Annotated in this window: 2 protein-coding genes; both read right to left on the minus strand. The window is 72.4% G+C overall.

Annotated elements, in window-relative coordinates:
* Positions 1–72: 72 nt before the first annotated feature.
* Positions 73–17133 (minus strand): SDR family NAD(P)-dependent oxidoreductase, encoded by a 17061-nt coding sequence (locus tag ABZY12_RS00260; RefSeq protein ID WP_356885471.1) that lies wholly within the window; start codon positions 17131–17133, stop codon positions 73–75.
* A gap of 96 nt (positions 17134–17229) precedes the next feature.
* A complete protein-coding gene (locus tag ABZY12_RS00265; protein WP_356885473.1) occupies positions 17230–18846 on the minus strand; it encodes an aminotransferase class III-fold pyridoxal phosphate-dependent enzyme in 1617 nt (538 codons plus the stop codon).
* Between the last annotated feature and the right edge of the window lie 229 nt (positions 18847–19075).

A 19075-nucleotide genomic window follows, 5' to 3' on the forward strand; every position in this document is an offset into this window, starting at 1 on the left:
GCACCGCCGGGGTCGAGCGTGTCGGGCGACACGCCCGACCCCGGCGGTGTGCAGGGGCCTCGCTGAAGAGGCTCAGTCGAGTTCGTCGACGAAGGCGAACAACTCCTCGTCGGCCGCGTCGTCCAGATTCTTGCCGAGCTGCTCGTCGAAGGCCGTGCCGGTCGCAGGGCCGCCGAGCAGGTGCCGGAGCCTTGCCACCGCCTCCGATTCGAGTTGTCCGTCGCGAATCAGCGCCTCCAACTGGTCGAGGAGCGGAGCGGCTCGCTTGGCCGCCAGGATGCCCCGCAGATTCTCGGCCAGTACGGACGGAGTCGGATAGTCGAACACCAGCGTGGTCGGCAGCCGTTCACCTGTGGCCGCCGAGAGCCGGTTACGCAGTTCGACCGCTGTCAGGGAGTCGAGACCCAGATCGGTGAACGGCGCCTCGGACGCGATCGCCGACACGTCGTCGTGTCCCAGCGCGGCGGCGACCTCGCGACGCACCAGGTCGAGCACCGCACCCGGCTGTTCCCACGCGATCCCGGACCGCTCCTGGGCAGGCCGCGGCCGGTCGGCACGCGCTGCCGCTGCCTGTCCGCGACGGGGCACGAGGTCCCGCAGCGGCGAGGGCGGGTTCGAGGCGGCCCCGAGAGCGGCCCGGTCGATCCCGGTCACGGCGAGCACCGCGCTCCGGGCGTCGGTGGCCGCCGGGCCGGCGATCGCCGAGGTGGCGACGTCGAAGGCGGCCAGCGCGTCCGGTACGGCGATCGGGCGCAGTCCGAGCGCGTAGATCCGCCGCAGGTCGGCCTCGGACAGTCCGTCGCCCATCCCGGTCTCCCACAGTCCCCATGCCAGCGAGACCGTGGGGAGACCGAGCGAGTGGCGGTACTCGGCCAGGGCGTCCAGGAACGTGTTCCCGGCCGCGTAGTTCGCCTGTCCCGCGGTGCCGAGCAGTCCGGCGATCGACGAGTACAGCACCACGGGGGCGTCCCCGGCGACCTCGTGCAGATGCCAGGCGGCATCGATCTTCGGCCGGAGTACGGCGTCGACCTGCTCGGGGGTCAGCCCGTCCACGGTGCCGTCGGACAGCGTGCCGGCGGCGTGGACGAAGGCGACGGGGCGGTGGCGCTCGACGAGCGCGGCCAGCGCCTCGCGGTCGGCGACGTCACACGCCGCCGCGGTGATCTCGACGTCGGCCGCCGCGCCCTCGATCTCCGGCGCGGTCCCGCTCCGGCTGACCAGCAGCAGCGACTTGGCGCCGTGCCGCTCCACAAGATGCCGGGCCAGCGCCGTGCCCAGCGCACCGCTCGCGCCGGTGATCATGACGGTGCCCTCGGCCCAGGGGACCGCGGTCATCTTCGGGTTCTCCGGGTCTCCCGATCCGGGCTCGGCCGGCCGCTTGTACCGGACGAGCCTCGGGACCAGGAGCTCCGCGTCGCGAACCCGTACCTGCGGCTCGTCACCGATGTCGGCGCCGGCCAGGAGCTCCTTGACGGCGCCCCGGACATCGGCGGCACCGTCCCAGTCGGGACGGTCCACCAGGACGAACCGGCCGGGGTGCTCGGTCGCGGCGCTGAGGACCAGGCCGCGGACTCCGGCATGGGCGAGGTCGGCGCCGACCACGACGGCGAGCGTGCCGGTGCCGTCGGTGTCCAGCCGGTCACGCAGCACACCGAGGGTGTGGTGTACGGCGTTCCGGGCGCGCTGCGGCAGGTCGCCCGTACCGGCGTCGACCTGCACCACCTCGTACGCGGTGCCGTTCGCCGACGTCCCGGCGGGCGCACCGGCCGTGTCCAAGCCGCGCCAGACGGAGGTGAACAGAAGGTTCTCGCCGGCGGAGGCGCCGGTCAGGAGACCGGTGAGGGGACGCAGGACCAACTCGTCCACCTCGACCAGGACATGGCCCTCGGCGTCGGTCACCAGCAGGCGCACCGCGTCCGAACCCGTAGGGGTGATCCGGGCCCGCAGAGCCGTTCCGGCCGCCGCCGGAGCCGCGGCGTGGAAACGCACGCCGGACCAGGCGAACGGCAAGGCGGCAGGCCGGTCACCGGCGACGTCGGGCAGCAGGGCGTGCAGGACCGCGTCCAGCAGCGCCGGGTGCACGGCGAAGCCGGCTCCGTTTCCGGCCGGGTCCTGCTCCACCTCGACCTCGGCGAACAGCTCCTCGTCGTGCCGCCACAGGAGCCGCAGCCCCTGGAAGGCGGGACCGTACTCGTAACCGTGCTCGGCGACCCGGTCGTACACGCCGGTGAGGTCGATCTCCGTCAGATCGCCCGGCCACGGCTCGGCATCCGGTGCGGCCCGGTGTCCTTCGGTGTCGAGCGTGCCGACGGCGTGCCTGGTCCACGGAAGGTCGCCGGAGCCGGCGTCCCCGCTCCGGGAGAAGACCGTGACGTCGGTGCCGTCGACCACCATCTGGATGGTGAGCGTGCCGGTCTCCGGTACGACCACCGGTTCGGTGATGGTGAACTGCGCTATCGGGCCCGCCGACGCGGCCAGTTCGACCAGCGCGGTACCGGGCACGATCACGACGCCCTGTACCCGGTGATCGGCCAGCCACGGGTGGGTGGACAGGGACAGCCGGCCGGTCGACACGGTGGTGCCCCCCTCCCCCGCACCGCCCGTGGCGAGATCGACGGCCGCGCCCAGCAGCGGGTGCTCCGCGGATCGCAGACCGGCACCGGTCACATCGGCCTGTCCGGCCGGGGCGAGCCAGAACCGCTTGCGCTGGAACGCGTAGGTCGGCACATCGACAGGCTTGGCGCCGGGGAACACCGCCTGCCAGTCGATCTCGGCACCTCGGGTGAACAGGGTGCCGAGGGCCGTGACGACGGTGTGCGGTTCGGCCTTGCCGGCCCGCCGCAGCGGCACGGCGACCGGGCTGTCCGCCTCGTCGGCGGGGAAAGCGGCCGCGATCATGCCGGTGAGCACCGCGTCCGGTCCCACTTCCAGGACCGTGCGCACGCCCTCGTCCCGCGCGGTCCGCACCGCTTCGTGGAACCGGACGGTCGCCCGGACCTGGTTCACCCAGTACTCGGGGTCGGTCCAGTCCTCGGCGTGCTGTCCGGTGACCGTGGAGATCGCGGGGATCGTCGGGGTGTTGTAGGTGAGCTCCCGGGCGACCGCCCGGAAGTCGTCCAGCATCGGCTCCATCAGCGGTGAGTGGAAGGCGTGGCTGACCGAGAGCCGCTTGGTGCGCCTTCCCCGGCCGGCGAACTCCTCCTCCACGAAGGACAACACCGCCTTCTCGGCGCCGGACAGCACGATCGAGGTGGGACCGTTGACCGCGGCGATCGTCACCCCGGCGGGCAGGTCCCGCCCGTCGAGGTCGGCGGCGCTCGCCTCGACGGCGACCATCGCCCCGCCGCGGGGCAGGGCCTGCATCAGGCCGCCACGGGCGGCGACCAGCCTGGCCGCGTCGGACAGCGACAGCACTCCGGCGACATGCGCGGCGGCCAGTTCACCGATCGAATGGCCGAGCACCAGGTCCGGCCGTACCCCCCAGGACTCCACCAGGCGGAACAGCGCGACCTCGACGGCGAACAGCGCGGGCTGTGCCGTGCCGGTCTCGTCCAGGTCGTCCCCGGTGGCGATCGCTTCCCTGATCGTCGAGCGCAGCGAAGCGTCGAAGTGGGCGCAGACCTCGTCGAACGCCGCCGCGAACACCGGGTAGGCGGCTGCGAGTTCGAGGCCCATGCCGACGCGCTGTGCGCCCTGGCCGGTGAACGCGAAGGCCAGCTTGCCTCCCGCCACCCGCACCGGGACCGCGTCGCGCAGGGCCCCGGGGCTCGTCGCCGCGATCCGGTACGGCATCGCGGAACGGGTGGCCAGCGTGAACGACTCGTCCGCGGTGGACAGGTGGGCGACCCGTTCCGCCTGGTCCGCGAGGGCCTGCTCGGTACGGGCGGACAGCACCCACGGCATCAGGGGCGGCTCGGCCGGGGCCTCGGTGATCGGAGCCGGTTCGGTTTCGGCCTCCTCGATGATCACGTGGGCGTTGGTGCCGCCGAACCCGAAGGAGGACACGCCGGCCCGGCGGGGCTGCTCCCCGCGCGGCCACGGGCGGGACCGGGTCAGCAGTTCGACCTTGCCCTCCGACCAGTCGACGTGCCGGGACGGGGTGCCCACGTGCAGGGTCGCCGGGGCGATCTCGTGCCGCATGGCCTGGACGACCTTGATGATGCCGCCGACTCCCGCGGCCGCCTGGGCGTGGCCGATGTTCGACTTCAGCGAACCCAGCAGCACCGGGTTCTCCCGGTCGCGCCCGTAGGTGGAGATCACGGCCTGCGCCTCGATGGGGTCACCGAGCTTCGTCCCGGTGCCGTGCGCCTCCACGAGGTCGACATCGGCCGGGGCCAGGTCGGCGGCGTCGAGCGCGGCTCGGATCACCCGCTCCTGGGCGGGACCGTTCGGCGCGGTCAGCCCGTTCGAGGCACCGTCGGAGTTCACCGCCGAGCCGCGCAGGACGGCGAGCACCTGGTGCCCGTTGCGCCTGGCGTCCGACAGCTTCTCGAGGAGCAGCATGCCCGCGCCCTCGGACCATCCGGTGCCGTCGGCGTCGTCGGAGAACGACTTGCACCGGCCGTCCTCGGACAGCCCGCGCAGGCGGGAGAACTCCACGAACGGTGTCGGCGTGGCCATCACCGTCGCGCCGCCCGCCACCGCGAGGTCGCACTCCCCGCGCCGCAGCGCGCTCGCGGCCAGGTGCACCGCGACCAGTGAGGACGAGCAGGCGGTGTCCACGGTGAGGGTCGGCCCCTCGAACCCGAACGTGTAGGCGAGCCGACCGGAGGCGATGCTGCCCGCGCTACCGCTGTACAGGTATCCCTGCACCCCGTCCGGCGGCAGATCCGGCCGGGACCCGTAGTCGCTGTACATGACACCGACGAACACACCGGTCCGGCTGCCCCGCAGTCCCTGCGGGTCGAGGCCGGCCTTCTCCACCGCCTCCCAGGTGGTCTCCAGCAGTTGCCGCTGCTGCGGGTCGACGGCCAGCGCCTCTCGCGGCGACATGCCGAAGAACTCCGCGTCGAAGAGTTCCGCGTCGTGCAGGAATCCGCCCCGGTGGGTGGTGGAGGTGCCGGGGTGGTCCGGGTCGGGGTGGTAGAGGTCGCTCGGCCAGCCCCGGTTGACCGGGAACTCCGAGGTGGCGTCCCGGCCGTCGGCGACCAGGTGCCAGAGGTCCTGCGGTGAGGTGATCCCACCCGGGTACCGGCAGGCCATCCCGACGATCGCGATCGGCTCGTCGTAGCCCTCCTCGGCCGTCGCCGACCGTTCCCGGACCTTCGCGGGAAGCGGTCGCTCCTCGGCCGAGACGAGACTCCGCAGGTGCTCGGTCAGCGCGGCGGGGGTGGGGTGGTCGAACACCACGGTCGCGGACAGCCGCTTGCCGATCGCGGTGCTCAGCTGGTTGCGCAGTTCGACGGCGGTCAGCGAGTCGAAACCGAGTTCGCTGAAGGGACGGTTCTCCTCGACCTCGGCCGAATCGGCGTAACCGAGGACCGCGGCGACCTGACGGCGAACGATCTCCTGGACGTCGGCGGGGCCGACCTCCGGAGCGTCCGCTCCCCGCCGGTGGGCCTCACTGTCCCGCGCGGCCGTGGGGGCGGCCGCGGCCGGTCCGGCCAGGTCGCGCAGCAGCCCGGGCAGGTCGGTCCGGCCCCGGAGGGCGGCCCGGTCGAACCGGGTCAGGGCCAGCACCGCGGAACCGGTGCCGGTGACCGCGTCGAGGGAGGCGTCGAACAGGCCGAGCGCCTCGGCGGTGTCCAGCGGACGCAGACCCGTGCGGGCCAGTCGCTGAAGGTCCGTGTCGGTCAACTGCTCGGAGACACCGCTGGCCTGCGCCCACAGACCCCAGGCGAGGGAGACCGCGGGCAGGCCGAGTCCACGGCGGTGCTCGGCGAGGGCGTCCAGGAACGTGTTGGCCGCCGAGTAGTTCGCCTGGCCCGCCGTACCGAGCAGTCCGGCGACCGACGAGTACAGGACCAGCGGCCTGTCGCCGGCCACCTCGTGCAGATGCCAGGCGGCATCGATCTTCGGGCGCAGCACCGTGTCGATCTGTTCGGTGGTCAGTCCGGTCAGGGTGGAGTCGGCGACCACACCCGCCGTGTGCACCACCGCGGCCGGCTCGTGCTCGGCGAACACGCGCTCCACGGCGTGCCGGTCGGTCACATCGGCGGCCACCAGGCTCACGGCGGCGCCGAGGCCGACCAGCTCGGCCCGGAGGTCGGTCGCGCCGGGCGCGTCCTCACCCCGGCGGCTGACCAGCACCAGGTTCCGCACCCCGTGCTTCACCACCAGGTGCCTGGCCAGAACGGTGCCGAGGGTTCCGGTCGCGCCGGTGATCAGCACCGGGCCCGCGGTCCAGTCCACGCCGGCGTCCACACCGGTGTCCGAGGCGCTCGCCGCGACACCGGTCGGGCGGGCGAGCCGGGGCACCAGGATCCTGTCCTCCCGGATCGCCAGTTCCGGCTCCGGGGTCCGAAGCGCGAGGGCGAGCCGCTCCTCGGTGGCCGACTGGTCGGCCTCGATCAGGACGAACCTGCCCGGATTCTCCGCCTGGGCACTGCGGACCAGGCCGCGCACCGCGGCGTGCGACAGGTCCGGGGTGATCACGAAGGCGTGCCGGCGCTCGTCGTCCTCGGCGAGGATCGCCCTGAGGTCGCCGAGAACGGCATGGACCAGGGCCTTCGCCGCGGTCGGAACGTCCTGGTCCGGGTGCTCCGCCGCGACCGGTACCCGGTGCGGGACGGCGGGTTCCAGGGAGTCGTCGGGTCCGGCGGCATCCCGCCAGGCCACCGTGTTCATCCCCGCGGGCGCATGGCTCCCCCCGAGGGGCAGCAGCGCCAGTTCGTCCACCGTCAGCACGGCACGGCCGTCCTGATCGTGGACCACCAGATTCGCCGTGTTCCCGCGCACCGCGACCCTGGCCTTGACCGCCGTCGCACCGGACGAGTGACGGGTCACCCCGGTCCAGGAGAACGGCAGAACCGGCGGGGCGCCGGGATCGACCACTCCGGGAAGCAGCACGTGCAGCACCGCGTCGAGCAGTGCCGGGTGCACTCCGAAGCGGCTCGCCTCGGTCCGGTGGCGCGGCTCCAGTTCCACCTCGGCGAACCGGTCCTCGCCGTCGTGACGCACCGCCTGAAGGCCCTGGAACGCCGGGCCGTAGTGGTAGCCGTGCTCGGCCAGCCGCTGGTACACCCCGGCCAGGTCGACCTCGGTTCCGGCCGGTTCGGGTGCGACCGGGGGCGACTGCTGCCCGGGGACGAGGACGCCGTGGGCGTGTTGCGTCCACTCGGCCCGCTCGTCGGCCTCGGCGCTCGGCCGGGAGTGGATCAGTACCGAACGGCTGCCGCTGGGCTCGGGGGCCTCGACCCGGATCTGGACCGATACGGCTCCGTCTTCGGGCAGGACGAGCGGCGTGGTGAAGGTCAGTTCGGCGACCGTCGGGCAGTCCACCCATGCCCCGGCGTGCAGTGTCATGTCCAGCAGCGCCGTGCCGGGGAGGATGGCCTCGCCGCGGATCCGGTGGTCGCCGATCCATCCGCCGGCACTGATCTCACCGGTGAGCACGGCCGCGCCGTCGACGAGGTGCGTCGCCGTGTCCAGCAGCGGGTACGAGGAGGACGGGGCCTCCAGCCAGTACCGGCGGTGCTGGAACGGGTAGCGCGGCAACGGGACCGGCCCGGTCGCCGGGAGCACCGCCGGCCAGCCGACCGGTACACCGCGGACGTGCAGGGCACCGAGCGCGGCGAACGCGGTCTCCACGTCGCTTCGTCCGGAACGCAGCATCGACACCGAAGCGCCGCCGCTCTCCACGGCCTCCTCGTCCGCGATCGCCTGGGAGACCATCGCGGTCAGCACGGCGTTCGGGCCGAGTTCGACGAATTCGGTCACACCGCTGCGCCGCAGTGTGCGCACGCCGTCGAAGAACCGGACGGCTTCCCGGACATGAGTCACCCAGTAGTCCGGTGAGGTCAGCTGCTCGGCGGTGGCGATCTCGCCGGTCACGTTCGAGACGACCGGGACCCGGGGCTCGTGGAAGGTGATCGTGTCCAGCTCGGCCCGGAAGGCGGCCAGCACCCCGTCCATGTGCGGCGAGTGGAAGGCGTGGCTGACCGACAGCCGTCGGGTTCGCCTGCCCTGGCTCGACCAGTGTTCGGTCATCGCGGTCACCGCGGCATCGTCGCCGGACACCACGACGGCCCGGGGACCGTTGACGCCGGCGACCGCCGCTCCGGCGACCAGCGAGTCGAGCACCTCCTCCTCGGTGGCCTCCAGCGCTGCCATCGCCCCGTCGTCGCGGGCGGACTGCATCGCGGCGCCCCTGGCGGCGACCAGCCGGCAGGCGTCGGGCAGATCGAACACCCCGGCCACATGCGCCGCGGCCACCTCGCCGACCGAATGCCCGAGCAGGTAGTCCGGGGTGACGCCGTAGTGCTCGGCGAACCGGTGGAGCGCCACCTCCACGGCGAACAACGCCGCCTGGGTGTAGGCGGTCCGGTCGAGCAGGGCCGAGTCCGCGCTGTCGGGCTCGGCGAACAGCACGGCGCGCAGCGGCCGGTCGAGCAGCGGATCGAGGTGCGCGCACACCTCGTCGAGCGCGGCTCGGTAGACCGCGGACCGCTCGTACAACTCCTCTCCCATTCCGGCCCGTTGCGCACCCTGTCCGGTGAACAGGAACGCCGTCGCACCGCGACCCGCCCCGTTTCCGCGCACCACTCCGGGCCCGCCGGACGTGCCCGCCGCGACGGCGTCGAGGCCGCGCAGCAGCGTTTCCCGGTCGGCACCGAGCACGACGGCCCGCTGGTCGAGCAGGGCGCGCCGGCCGGCGAGGGTTCCGGCGACGTCGACGACGTCGATCTCCGGGTGTTCGTCCAGGTGGGCCCGCAGCTCGGCGGCCCGCACGCGCAGTGCCTGCTCGGTCCGGGCCGACAGCACCAACGGCACCGTCGGGTGAGCGGCATCGAGTTGATCACCCGGTACGGAGGGTTCGGTCGCCGTACGGGTGGGACGCGCGACGTTCTCGGCCTGTTCCAGGATCACGTGGGCGTTGGTGCCGCTGATCCCGAACGCGGAGACCGCGGCTCGGCGTGGCCGGCCGAGGTCCGGCCAGTCCTGCTGCTCGGCGAGCAGCTCGATCGAGCCCGCGGACCAGTCCACGTGCGGCGACGGCTCGCCGAGGTGCAGGGTGCGGGGCTGGACGCCCTGCCGCATCGCCTGGATCACCTTGATCACGCCGCCGACGCCGGCGGCGGCCTGGGCGTGCCCGAGGTTCGACTTCAGCGAACCCAGGCGAACGGGTTCGTCGCGGTCCTGACCGTAGGTGGCCAGCAGGGCCTGTGCCTCGATCGGGTCACCGAGCCGGGTACCGGTGCCGTGCGCCTCGATCAGGTCGACATCGGCGCTCGACAGACCGGCGTCGGCGAGGGCGGACCGGATCACCCGTTCCTGGGAGGGCCCGTTCGGCGCGGTCAGCCCGTTGGAGGCGCCGTCGGAGTTCACCGCGGAACCACGCAGCACCGCAAGCACCTGATGCCCGTTCCGGCGAGCGTCCTCGAGCCGTTCCACCAGCAGCAGGCCGACACCTTCCGACCAGCCCGTACCGTCGGCGTCGGCCGAGAACGACTTGCACCGGCCGTCCGTGGACAGTCCGCTCTGGCGGGAGAACTCCACGAACGTGCTCGGCCCGGACATCACGGTGACGCCGCCCGCCAGGGCCAGGTCCACCTCACCCGAGCGCAGCGCGTTCGCGGCCAGGTGCAGCGCGACCAGCGACGACGAGCACGCGGTGTCCACGGTGATCGCCGGGCCCTCGAGCCCGTAGACGTACGCCAGCCGTCCGGAGACCACGCTGGAGGTGTTGCCGGCCAGGAGGAAGCCCTCCACCTCGCGCGGGGTCGCCGGGAGCCGCGAGGCGTAGTCGTCGTACATCACGCCGGTGAACACGCCGGTCCGGCTTCCGCGCAGGACACCCGGGTCGATCCCGGCGTCCTCGAACGTCTCCCACGCCGTCTCGAGCAGCATGCGCTGCTGCGGGTCGGTGGCCAGTGCCTCCCGCGGCGACATGTCGAAGAACGCCGCGTCGAACAGGTCCGCGTCGTGCAGGAATCCGCCGTGCCTGGTGTAGCTGGTGCCCGGGTGGTTCGGATCGGGGTGGTACAGCCTGTCCAGGTCCCATCCGCGATTCGTCGGAAACTCGGAGATCACGTCCCGCCCGTCGAGGACCAGCCGCCACAGGTCGTCGGCCGAGCGGACTCCGCCGGGATAGCGGCAGGCCATACCGACGATCGCGATCGGTTCGTCGGTCCGGCTCCTGTTCTTGCTCCGCCGCCTCGAACCACCGGCCGGCTTCTTGTCCGAGGACGCGTTCGAGTCCTCGGACAGGTACGCCGCCAGCGCCTGCGGCGTGGGGTGGTCGAAGACCAGGGTGGCCGGGAGCTGCCGCCCGGTGGCCGCGATCAGCCGGTTGCGAAGGTCGACGCCGGCCAGCGAGTCGAATCCCTGCTCCCGGAACGCCTTGCTCAGGTCGAGCGTGTTCGGGTTCGGCAGCGCGAGCACCGCGGCCGTGGCCGCCCGGACGAGCTCCAGCGCCTGCTTCTCGGTCAGCGCGTGCCCCGCCTGCCCGACCGGCTCGGTCCTGGCCGGCTTCCGGCGCCGCCTGACCAGGCCGGCCAGCACGGCAGGCACACGGTCGGTGTCGGAGAGCCCGGACAGCCGCAGGGTCGCGGGGACGGGCAGCGCCGCGTCCCCGGACACCGCCCGGTCGAACAGGGCGAGCCCCTGCTCGGCGGTCAGCGGTGCCACGCCGGACCGGGTCCAGCGGTTGATCTCGGCCTCGCCGAGGGTCTGCCCCATGCCCTCCTGCCACAGGCCCCAGGCCAGTGACGTCCCGGGCAGCCCGAGGGCACGGCGATGCGCGGCCAGGGCGTCCAGGTAGGTGTTGGCGGCGGCGTAGTTGGCCTGACCGGCCGTGCCGAGCAGACCGGAGACGGAGGAGAACAAGAGGAAGGCGCCGAGGCCCAGGTCCGCGGTCAGTTCGTGGAGGTGCCGGGCGGCGTCCGCCTTGACCGCCATGACCGTGTCGATCCGCTCCTCGGTCAGCGCCGAGACCGTGGCGTCGTCGAGCACGCCGGCGGTGTGGATCACCGCGGTCAGGGGCGCGTCGGCCGGTACGCCGTCGATCAGCGCGGCCAGTGCCGCCCGGTCCGTCACGTCCACGGCGACCACGCGCGCGCCGTCCAGTTCCGCCATCAGCTCGGCGGCACCGGGCGCGTCCGGGCCACGACGGCTGACCAGCAGCAGGTTCCGTACACCGTGCTCGTGGTGGAGGTGCCTGGCGATCAGCGCGCCCAGCCCACCCGTGCCGCCGGTGATCAGGACCGTGCCGTCGGGGTTCCAGCCGAATCCGGGCTCGATGCCCCCGTTTCCGGTGGCATCCGCGACCGGGCCGGCGGCCTTGGTCAGCCGGGGCACCAGGAGTTCACCGTTCCGCACGGCGATCTGCGGCTCTCCGGTCCGTACCGCCGATTCGATCGCGGCCGCCGTCGCCTCCGGGGCGGCGGTGCCCGCGGTGTCGGCGACGTCCACCACGACGAGCTGGTCCGGGTACTCGCTCTGGGCGGTGCGCACCAGGCCCCACACGGCCGCCGCGGCGAGACCGGTGACCGGTTCACCCGGCTCGACGGCCACCGCGTTCCGGGTGACCAGTACCAGCCGGTCGTGCGGGTCGTGTTCGGCGGCCACCCACTCCTGGATCGCCCTGAGCGCTCCGGCGACCGCGGTCGCCGGGGCATCGGCCGGGGCGACCTCGACGACGGTGGGCCGGAGGGCGTCATCGGCGTCGGCGGCGGCCCTGGCCGAGGTGGACCGGGGCCGCCAGGTCAGCTCGTACATCGGGACGGTGTCGGCGCCGGTGCGCGTCGAGGCCCGGAAGGCCAGTCCGTCGACGGTGGCCACCGGGGCACCCGTCGCGTCGGCGAGCAGCAGTTCGTAGGTGTCGCCGCCGCCCGCCGGGGTCAGCCGGGCGCGGAACTCGGTTCCACCGACGACGCCGGTGTGCGCGCGTACCCCGCTCCAGGCGAACGGGAGACGCGTCCCCTCGCCGCCGTCGACCAGGCCCAGCACGATCGGGTGCAGCACCGCGTCCACCAGTGCCGGGTGCAGCAGGAACCCGGATTCCGAACCGAGGTGTTCGTCCGGGAGCCGGACCTCGGCGTACACGGTGTCGCCGTCCCGGTACACCGTCCGCAGTCCGCGGAACAGGCCGGTGTAGTCGTACCCGCGCTCGGCGAGGAGCGCGTAGGCGTCCTCGACCGGTACCGGGTCGCCGCCGGGCGGCCACTCCAGCCGGTCGGCCGCGTCGAGCTCCAGGGCGGGGTCGGCGTCCAGGAGCAGCCCGGACGCGTGCCGGGTCCATTCCCGTTCCCCGTCGCGCCGGGAGTGGATCGCCAGTTGCCGGTCGCGCACGGTGACCTGGATCTGGACCGTGCCGGATTCGGGGAGTTCGAGCGGGCTCTCCAGGGTCAGATCCGCCACTTCGGGCAGTCCGAGACGCTCTCCGGCGAACAGCGCGAGCTCCAGGAACGCCGTTCCGGGGAGCAGGGGTGAGCCGTTGATCACATGCCCGGAGAGCCACGGGTAGTCGGCCAGCGACAGGGTGCCCACCAGCACCACCTCGTCCCGGTCGACCAGCTCCACCACCGAGTCGAGCAGCGGATGCTCCGAGGCGCCGCGCGCCGGCCGGGGCGGCAGCCAGTACCGGTCCCGGCGGAACGGGTGGGTGGGCTCCTCGCCACCGGCCCTGGCCATGCCCGAGGCGAAGACATCCGCCTCGGAGCCGGTGGACCTGCCGAGCGGGATGACCCGGGTGATCCCGGCGGACCTGATGAGCGGAGTCAGCGCGGCCGACGGTCCGGCCTCGACGAACACGGCGGCACCGGCCTCGCGCAGGGCCGTGACGGCGTCGTGGAACCGTACGGTGCCGCGGATCTGGGTGACCCAGTGGTCGGCGTACCCGGTCACGTCGGCGGGGAGCGGTCGGCCGGTCACCGTGGAGATCACCGGGATCCGCGGCGGCCGGTGGTCGATCGACTCGGCCACCGCGCGGAACTCGTCGAGCACCTCGTCCATGTGGGGCGAGTGGAAGGCGTGGCTGACGGTCAGCCGGGTGACCCTGCGCCCGCGCTCCCGCCATCCGGCGGCCACGCTCTCGGTGGCGTCGGCGTCCCCGGCGAGAACCACCGAGACCGGGCCGTTCACCGCGGCCACCACGACTCCGTCGACGAGGGATTCGACGACCTCGGACTCCGTGGCCTCCACGGCGATCATCGCCCCGCCGGAGCGGGCCCGCTGCATCAGCCGGCCCCTGGCGGCCACCAGCTTGGCCGCGTCCGGCAGGGAGAACACCCCGGCCACGTAGGCGGCGGCCAGTTCACCGATGGAGTGCCCGGCGAGCAGCTCGGCGACGAGACCCTGCTCGGTGGCCAGCGCGGCCAGCGCCACCTCGAAGGCGAACAGCGCCGGCTGGGTGTAGCGGGTCTGGTGCAGCTCCGAGTCGGCACCGGATCCGGCGCCGAACATCAGCTCCTTCAGCGGCCGGTCCAGATACGGGTCGAACGCGGCGCACACCTCGTCGAGGGTGCGCGCGAACTCCGGGAATTCGGCGTACAGTTCCCGGCCCATTCCGGGGCGCTGCGCCCCCTGACCGGTGAACACCAGCGCCGTCGGGGTCCGCTCGCCCTCTTCGAGGACGACGTGGGCGTTCGTACCGCTGATGCCGAACGCGGACACACCGGCGCGAAGAGGCCGGTCGCTCCGCCGCCATTCCTCGGCCCGCGTCAGCAGTTCGACCTGCCCGGAGGTCCAGTCCACCCGGGAGGTCGGGACGTCGGCGTGCAGAGTCCGCGGCAGCACCTCGTGCCGCATCGCCTGGACCACCTTGATCACGCCGGCGACTCCGGCCGCCGCCTGGGTGTGGCCGATGTTCGACTTCAGCGAACCCAGGTACAGCGGGACGTCCCGGTCCTGACCGTAGGTGGCGAGGATCGCCTCGGCTTCGATGGGATCGCCGAGCGAGGTGCCGGTGCCGTGTGCCTCCAGCAGATCCACGTCGGCGCCGGTCAGGTCGGCATCGGCCAGCGCGGTGGTGATCAACCGCTGCTGGGACAGACCGCTGGGCGCGGTCAGCCCGTTGGAGGCGCCGTCGGAGTTGATCGCGCTTCCCCGGATCACGGCGAGTACCGGGTGACCCGCACGCCGGGCGTCGGACAACCGCTCCAGCACGAGCATGCCGACGCCCTCGGCCCACCCGGTGCCGTCGGCGTCCTCCGAGAACGGCTTGCACCGCCCGTCGGCGGCCAGCCCGTGCTGCTTGGAGAACTCCTCGAACATGCCGGGCGTGGCCATCACGCTCACGCCGCCGGCGAGCGCTGCCGACGCCTCACCGTCGCGCAGGGCCCGAACCGCCAGGTGCAGTGCGACCAGGGACGAGGAGCAGGCCGTGTCGACGGTGAGCGTCGGTCCCACGATGCCGAGCTGGTAGGCGATCCGGCCGGACAGCACGCTGGTCGTGGTCCCGGTCAGCACATAGCCCTTGACGTCGTCGTCCGCCTCGTGCATCCGGGGGCCGTAGTCGGAGGCGGTGCCGCCGACGAACACGCCGGTACGGCTGCCCCGCAGGGACTTCGGGTCGATTCCGGCCCGCTCCAGGGCCTCCCAGGAGGTCTGCAGCAGCAGCCGCTGCTGCGGGTCCATGGCCAGCGCTTCCCTGGGGGAGATCCCGAAGAACGCCGGGTCGAACTCGGCCGCGGTGTCGAGGAATCCACCGACCCGGGAATAGCCGTCACCGGGCTGCCAGCCGCGGTCGGCCGGGAACGCGCCGATCACGTTCCGCTCCTCGGACACCACCCGCCACAGGTCCTCGGGGGATTCGACCCCGCCGGGGAAACGGCAGGCCATGCCGACGATCGCGATCGCGTCCTCGTCCTGGCCGGAGGAGACGCTCGTACGTCGGGTCTGCCCGGGCGCGTAGGGGCTCCGCGCGGTGCTCCCGGACCCGATCCCGGTCTCGGTGAAGTGGGCGATGAGCTCCTGCGGCGTCGGGTAGTCGAACAGCAGGCCGCTGGAGAGCGATCGCCCGGTGGCGGCGGACAGGTTCTCGATCAGTTCCACGGTCATCAGCGACGAGAAGCCGAGATCGCGGAAGTTCGTGTCCAGCTCGATGCCGTCCGCGTCACCCGCCCCGAGGGCCGCCGCCACCTGGGCCTTGACCAGGGCGGCCGCGTCCGTGCCGGCGGCGTCGGCGCCTCCTGTGCCGGGCTCCGGGGTCAGGTGCTCGCCGGTCCAGAACCGCTCCCGCTGGAACGGGTAGCCGGGCAGCCGGACCCGCTTGCCCCGGACATCGGCGTACGCGGCCGTCCAGTCGACGTCCGCGCCGCCGACGAACTCGACGGCGAGCTCGGTCAGTGCCGCGAGCGACTCGTCGGTCCGGTCGGCCACCGCGTCCTGTGCCGGATCCTGGGCCGCGTCCTGCCCGGCCTCGGCGACCGCGTCCGAGATCACGTTCGGCGCGGGCGTCCCGTTCGCCACCGCGTCGAGCCCGGTGCGCAGCTCCTCGGCGTTCGCGGCGAGGACGACGGCCCGGTGCCGGAACGCCGTCCTGGTCGTCGCCACGGAGAAACCGAGGTCGTGCGGGGTGAGACCGGTGTCGCGCAGAAGGGCGGCGTGCGCCCGCAACGCGGCCGGAGTCCGGCCCGAGACGGGAATCGGAACCAGCGGGGTGTCCGGCCCGGGCTCGGTGGCCGTGTCCTCGGTGACCGCGCTCTCGGTGGCCGGCGGCTCGCTCACGACCAGGTGGGCGTTCGTGCCGCCCATGCCGAAGGACGAGACTCCGGCGATCAGCGGTCGGTCCGGGTGCGGCCAGCCGGAGAGATCCGTGTTGACCCGCAGTCCGAGGTCGTCGAACGGGATGTCCGGGTTGGGGGTTTCGAAGTTCAGGCTCGCGGGAAGCCGCCGGTGGCTGATGCCGAGCACGGTCTTGAGCAGGCCGGTGATTCCGGCGGCACCTTCGAGGTGGCCGATGTTGGTCTTGACCGACCCCACGAGCAGCGGGAGTTCTCCCTCGGCGGTGCCGTCCGCCCGCCGCCCCGAGAAGACCGCGCCCAGCGCGGCAGCCTCGACCGGGTCGCCCACCGGGGTCCCGGTGCCGTGGAGTTCGACGTACTGCACCTGGTCAGGGGTGATGCCGGACCGCCGCAGCGCGGCCTGGATCACTCGCTCCTGCGCCTCGGGGCTGGGCACGGTCAGACCGGGGGTGGCTCCGTCGTTGTTCACGGCGCTGCCGCGAATGACGGCGTAGACGTCGTCCCCGTCGGCCAGGGCCGCCGCCAGCGGCTTGAGCACCATGACCACGGCGCCCTCGCCCCGGACGTACCCGTTGGCCCTGGCGTCGAAGACGTAGCTGTGTCCGTCCGGCGAGAGGCCGCCGAAGCGCTGGGCTCCCAGCGCTCCCTCCGCGAGGAGGTTGAGGTTCACACCGGCCGCGATCGCGAGGGGCGATTCGCCAGATCGCACGCTCTGGGCCGCCAGATGGACCGCGACCAGCGACGACGACTGGGCCGTGTCCACCACGACGCTCGGGCCGCGCAGATTCAGGGCGTAGGAGACCCGGTTGGCGATGATGCCGCGGTGCGTACCGGTGTTCGTGTGCTGCGTGATCGCGCCGTCGCCGCTGCTCAGCACCAGGCCGGCGTAGTCGTCGCGCAGCGAGCCGACGAACACCGAAGCGGCCGAGCCGTCCAGGTCGGCGGGAACGATGCCCGCGTCCTCCAGCGCGGCCCAGGCCAGCTCCAGTACGAGCCGCTGCTGCGGATCCATCGCCGCGGCTTCTCGTGCGGAGATCCCGAAGAATCCGGCGTCGAAGTCGCCGACCCCGTCCAGAAACGCTCCGAACCGGGTGCCGCTGTCGTACCTGACAGAATCCGAGATCCTGTCCCGCCGGCCCTTCGGTATTTCGGTTATCGAATTGCGGCTGTCGCTCAGCAGATCCCAGAACTCGTCCGCACCGGTCGCCCCGGGCAGTCGGCAGGACACTCCGACGATCGCAACCGGCTCGCCACGACCGTCCTCGTAACCGTCATGCCATGTCGTCATGTAAACAGCTCTTTCCTTTACGATTCCAGACAGCCGCGACACGGTTCCCGGTACGCACGGGCGCACCGGGAACCGTCGTTCCGATCTCCGAAATACCTACTGGCCGGACGCTCCGGTCGAATCCGTGGGCAGCAGGGCGGCGCCGTCCTGGTCCCGGAGCACGACCAGCAGTGCGCGCAGCGCCGACTCCAGCCGGTCGACCTCGGCGTCCGTGATGTGGACGGACGGCTCGAGCCGCAGCGTGTTCGTGGCGCTGGCGGTGGGGAGGATGCGCACGGCGTGGACCCGCAGCAGGTAGCCGGACAGCAGATAGCCGAGGAGTCCCGCGCGGGCCTGCTCGGCGATGACCGCCGAGGAGGAGTCCGACTGGTCGTGGAATTCCAGGCCGATCATCAGGCCCTTCCCGCGGACCTCCTTGATGACGGTGCCGAACTCCTCCTGGAGCTTCCGCAGCATCTCCGTCAGCCGGTCCCCGCGCTCCGCCGCCATGCGGTAGACCTTGCCGTCCTCGGCCTCCAGCAGGTCCACCGTCCGGCCGGCGATCAACGTGGAGAAGGCGTCCTTCGCGAAGGTCGAGCTGTGCACCAGCTCGAACTCGTTGCGGTAGCGGGAGCCGCGCACCAGCGTCATCGCCGCCTTGGCGATCCCTCCGCCCAGGCTCTTGGCCAGCGTGTAGTAGTCGCCCTGGAGGCCGACGTGCGAACTGGCGAAGAAGGCGCCGGTGCGGCCCATGCCGCTCTGGACCTCGTCGACGATGATCGGGCAGTCGACCGCCGCGCACGCCTGCTGGATGCGCAGCACGGTCTCCCGGTCGAACGGCCTGATCCCGGCCTCGCCCTGAACCGGCTCGAGGATGAACGCGGCGACGACCGGCAGGTCACGCTCGACCACGCGCACCGCACGGCCGTCGACCGCGAGGTCGAACAGCGTCTTCCGCTCCGACTCGACGGTCTTGGCCAGCGCGTCCGGTTCGTGCACCGGCACGAACCGGCACTGCGCGGCCAGTGACGCGAACGGCGCCCGGAAGCCGGTGTTGTGGGTCAGCTGGACGCTGCCGACCAGCTTTCCGTGGAACGAACCCTCCGGTGCCAGGAACACGGGCGCCGTCGCCATGCGCGCACCGTTGACGCTCCGGATCCCGGCGATCACCTCGGCCGGCGAGGATCCACGGGGCCCGTCCGGGTCCGCGCCCAGGCGGTCGAGGGGCTCTCCGCCGACGATCTCGGCACCGCCGGCCACGGCCGTACGGGCCTTCTCGAGGTTCCCCTCGATCTCCTCGGCCAGTTCGGCCAGCTTCGCGACCCGGTCGAACTCGGCGTGCTTCATCGCGATCTCGACCGCCTCCGCGCCGCTGTTGGCGAAGATCGCGGAGTAGGGCTCCGACGTGCCGAACTCGCGCCGGAGGGCGGAGTTGACCTTCTGCGCGAGGTCGTTGGCGTACGGGTGCTTGGAGAACTGCGCGTGGACCGGCACTCCCTGGTCCAGCAGCTCCTTCGCGTACCGGACGATGTCGGGATTGTTGTGTCCGATGATCGTCGAACCGTAACCGCCGACGAGGTCGAGCACCGCGACCTCGCGCCCCGCGTCGTCACGGTAGAAAAGACTGTCCTTTTCCGCCCTGAAAAAGTGGACGCTCAGGCCGAGCGAGGCGAGCAGACCCCCGATATAGGGTTCCGCGAGGTCGCTTTCTTCGATTTCCGGGTTCGTTTTCAAGTCCGGTTCCCAACCTTTGAGGGCCTACTTACCCGGCACGCTACCCGCCCCTTCTCACGGGCCTGTAATCGGTCACCCACTGGCGCGCAGGAGTGCGGAATTACTGGATCGCGACAACACCTGGGCGACAATGCCGAAGAGTGCGAGTAGCAAGAGAAGTTCTCCGGGAAAGGGAGATTTCCGTGCAGGGTACTGAGGAGCCGGCTGGTGCCTCTCCTGAGGCGATTCT

Source organism: Streptomyces sp. NPDC006551, assembly GCF_040611675.1.
Lineage (GTDB): Bacteria > Actinomycetota > Actinomycetes > Streptomycetales > Streptomycetaceae > Streptomyces.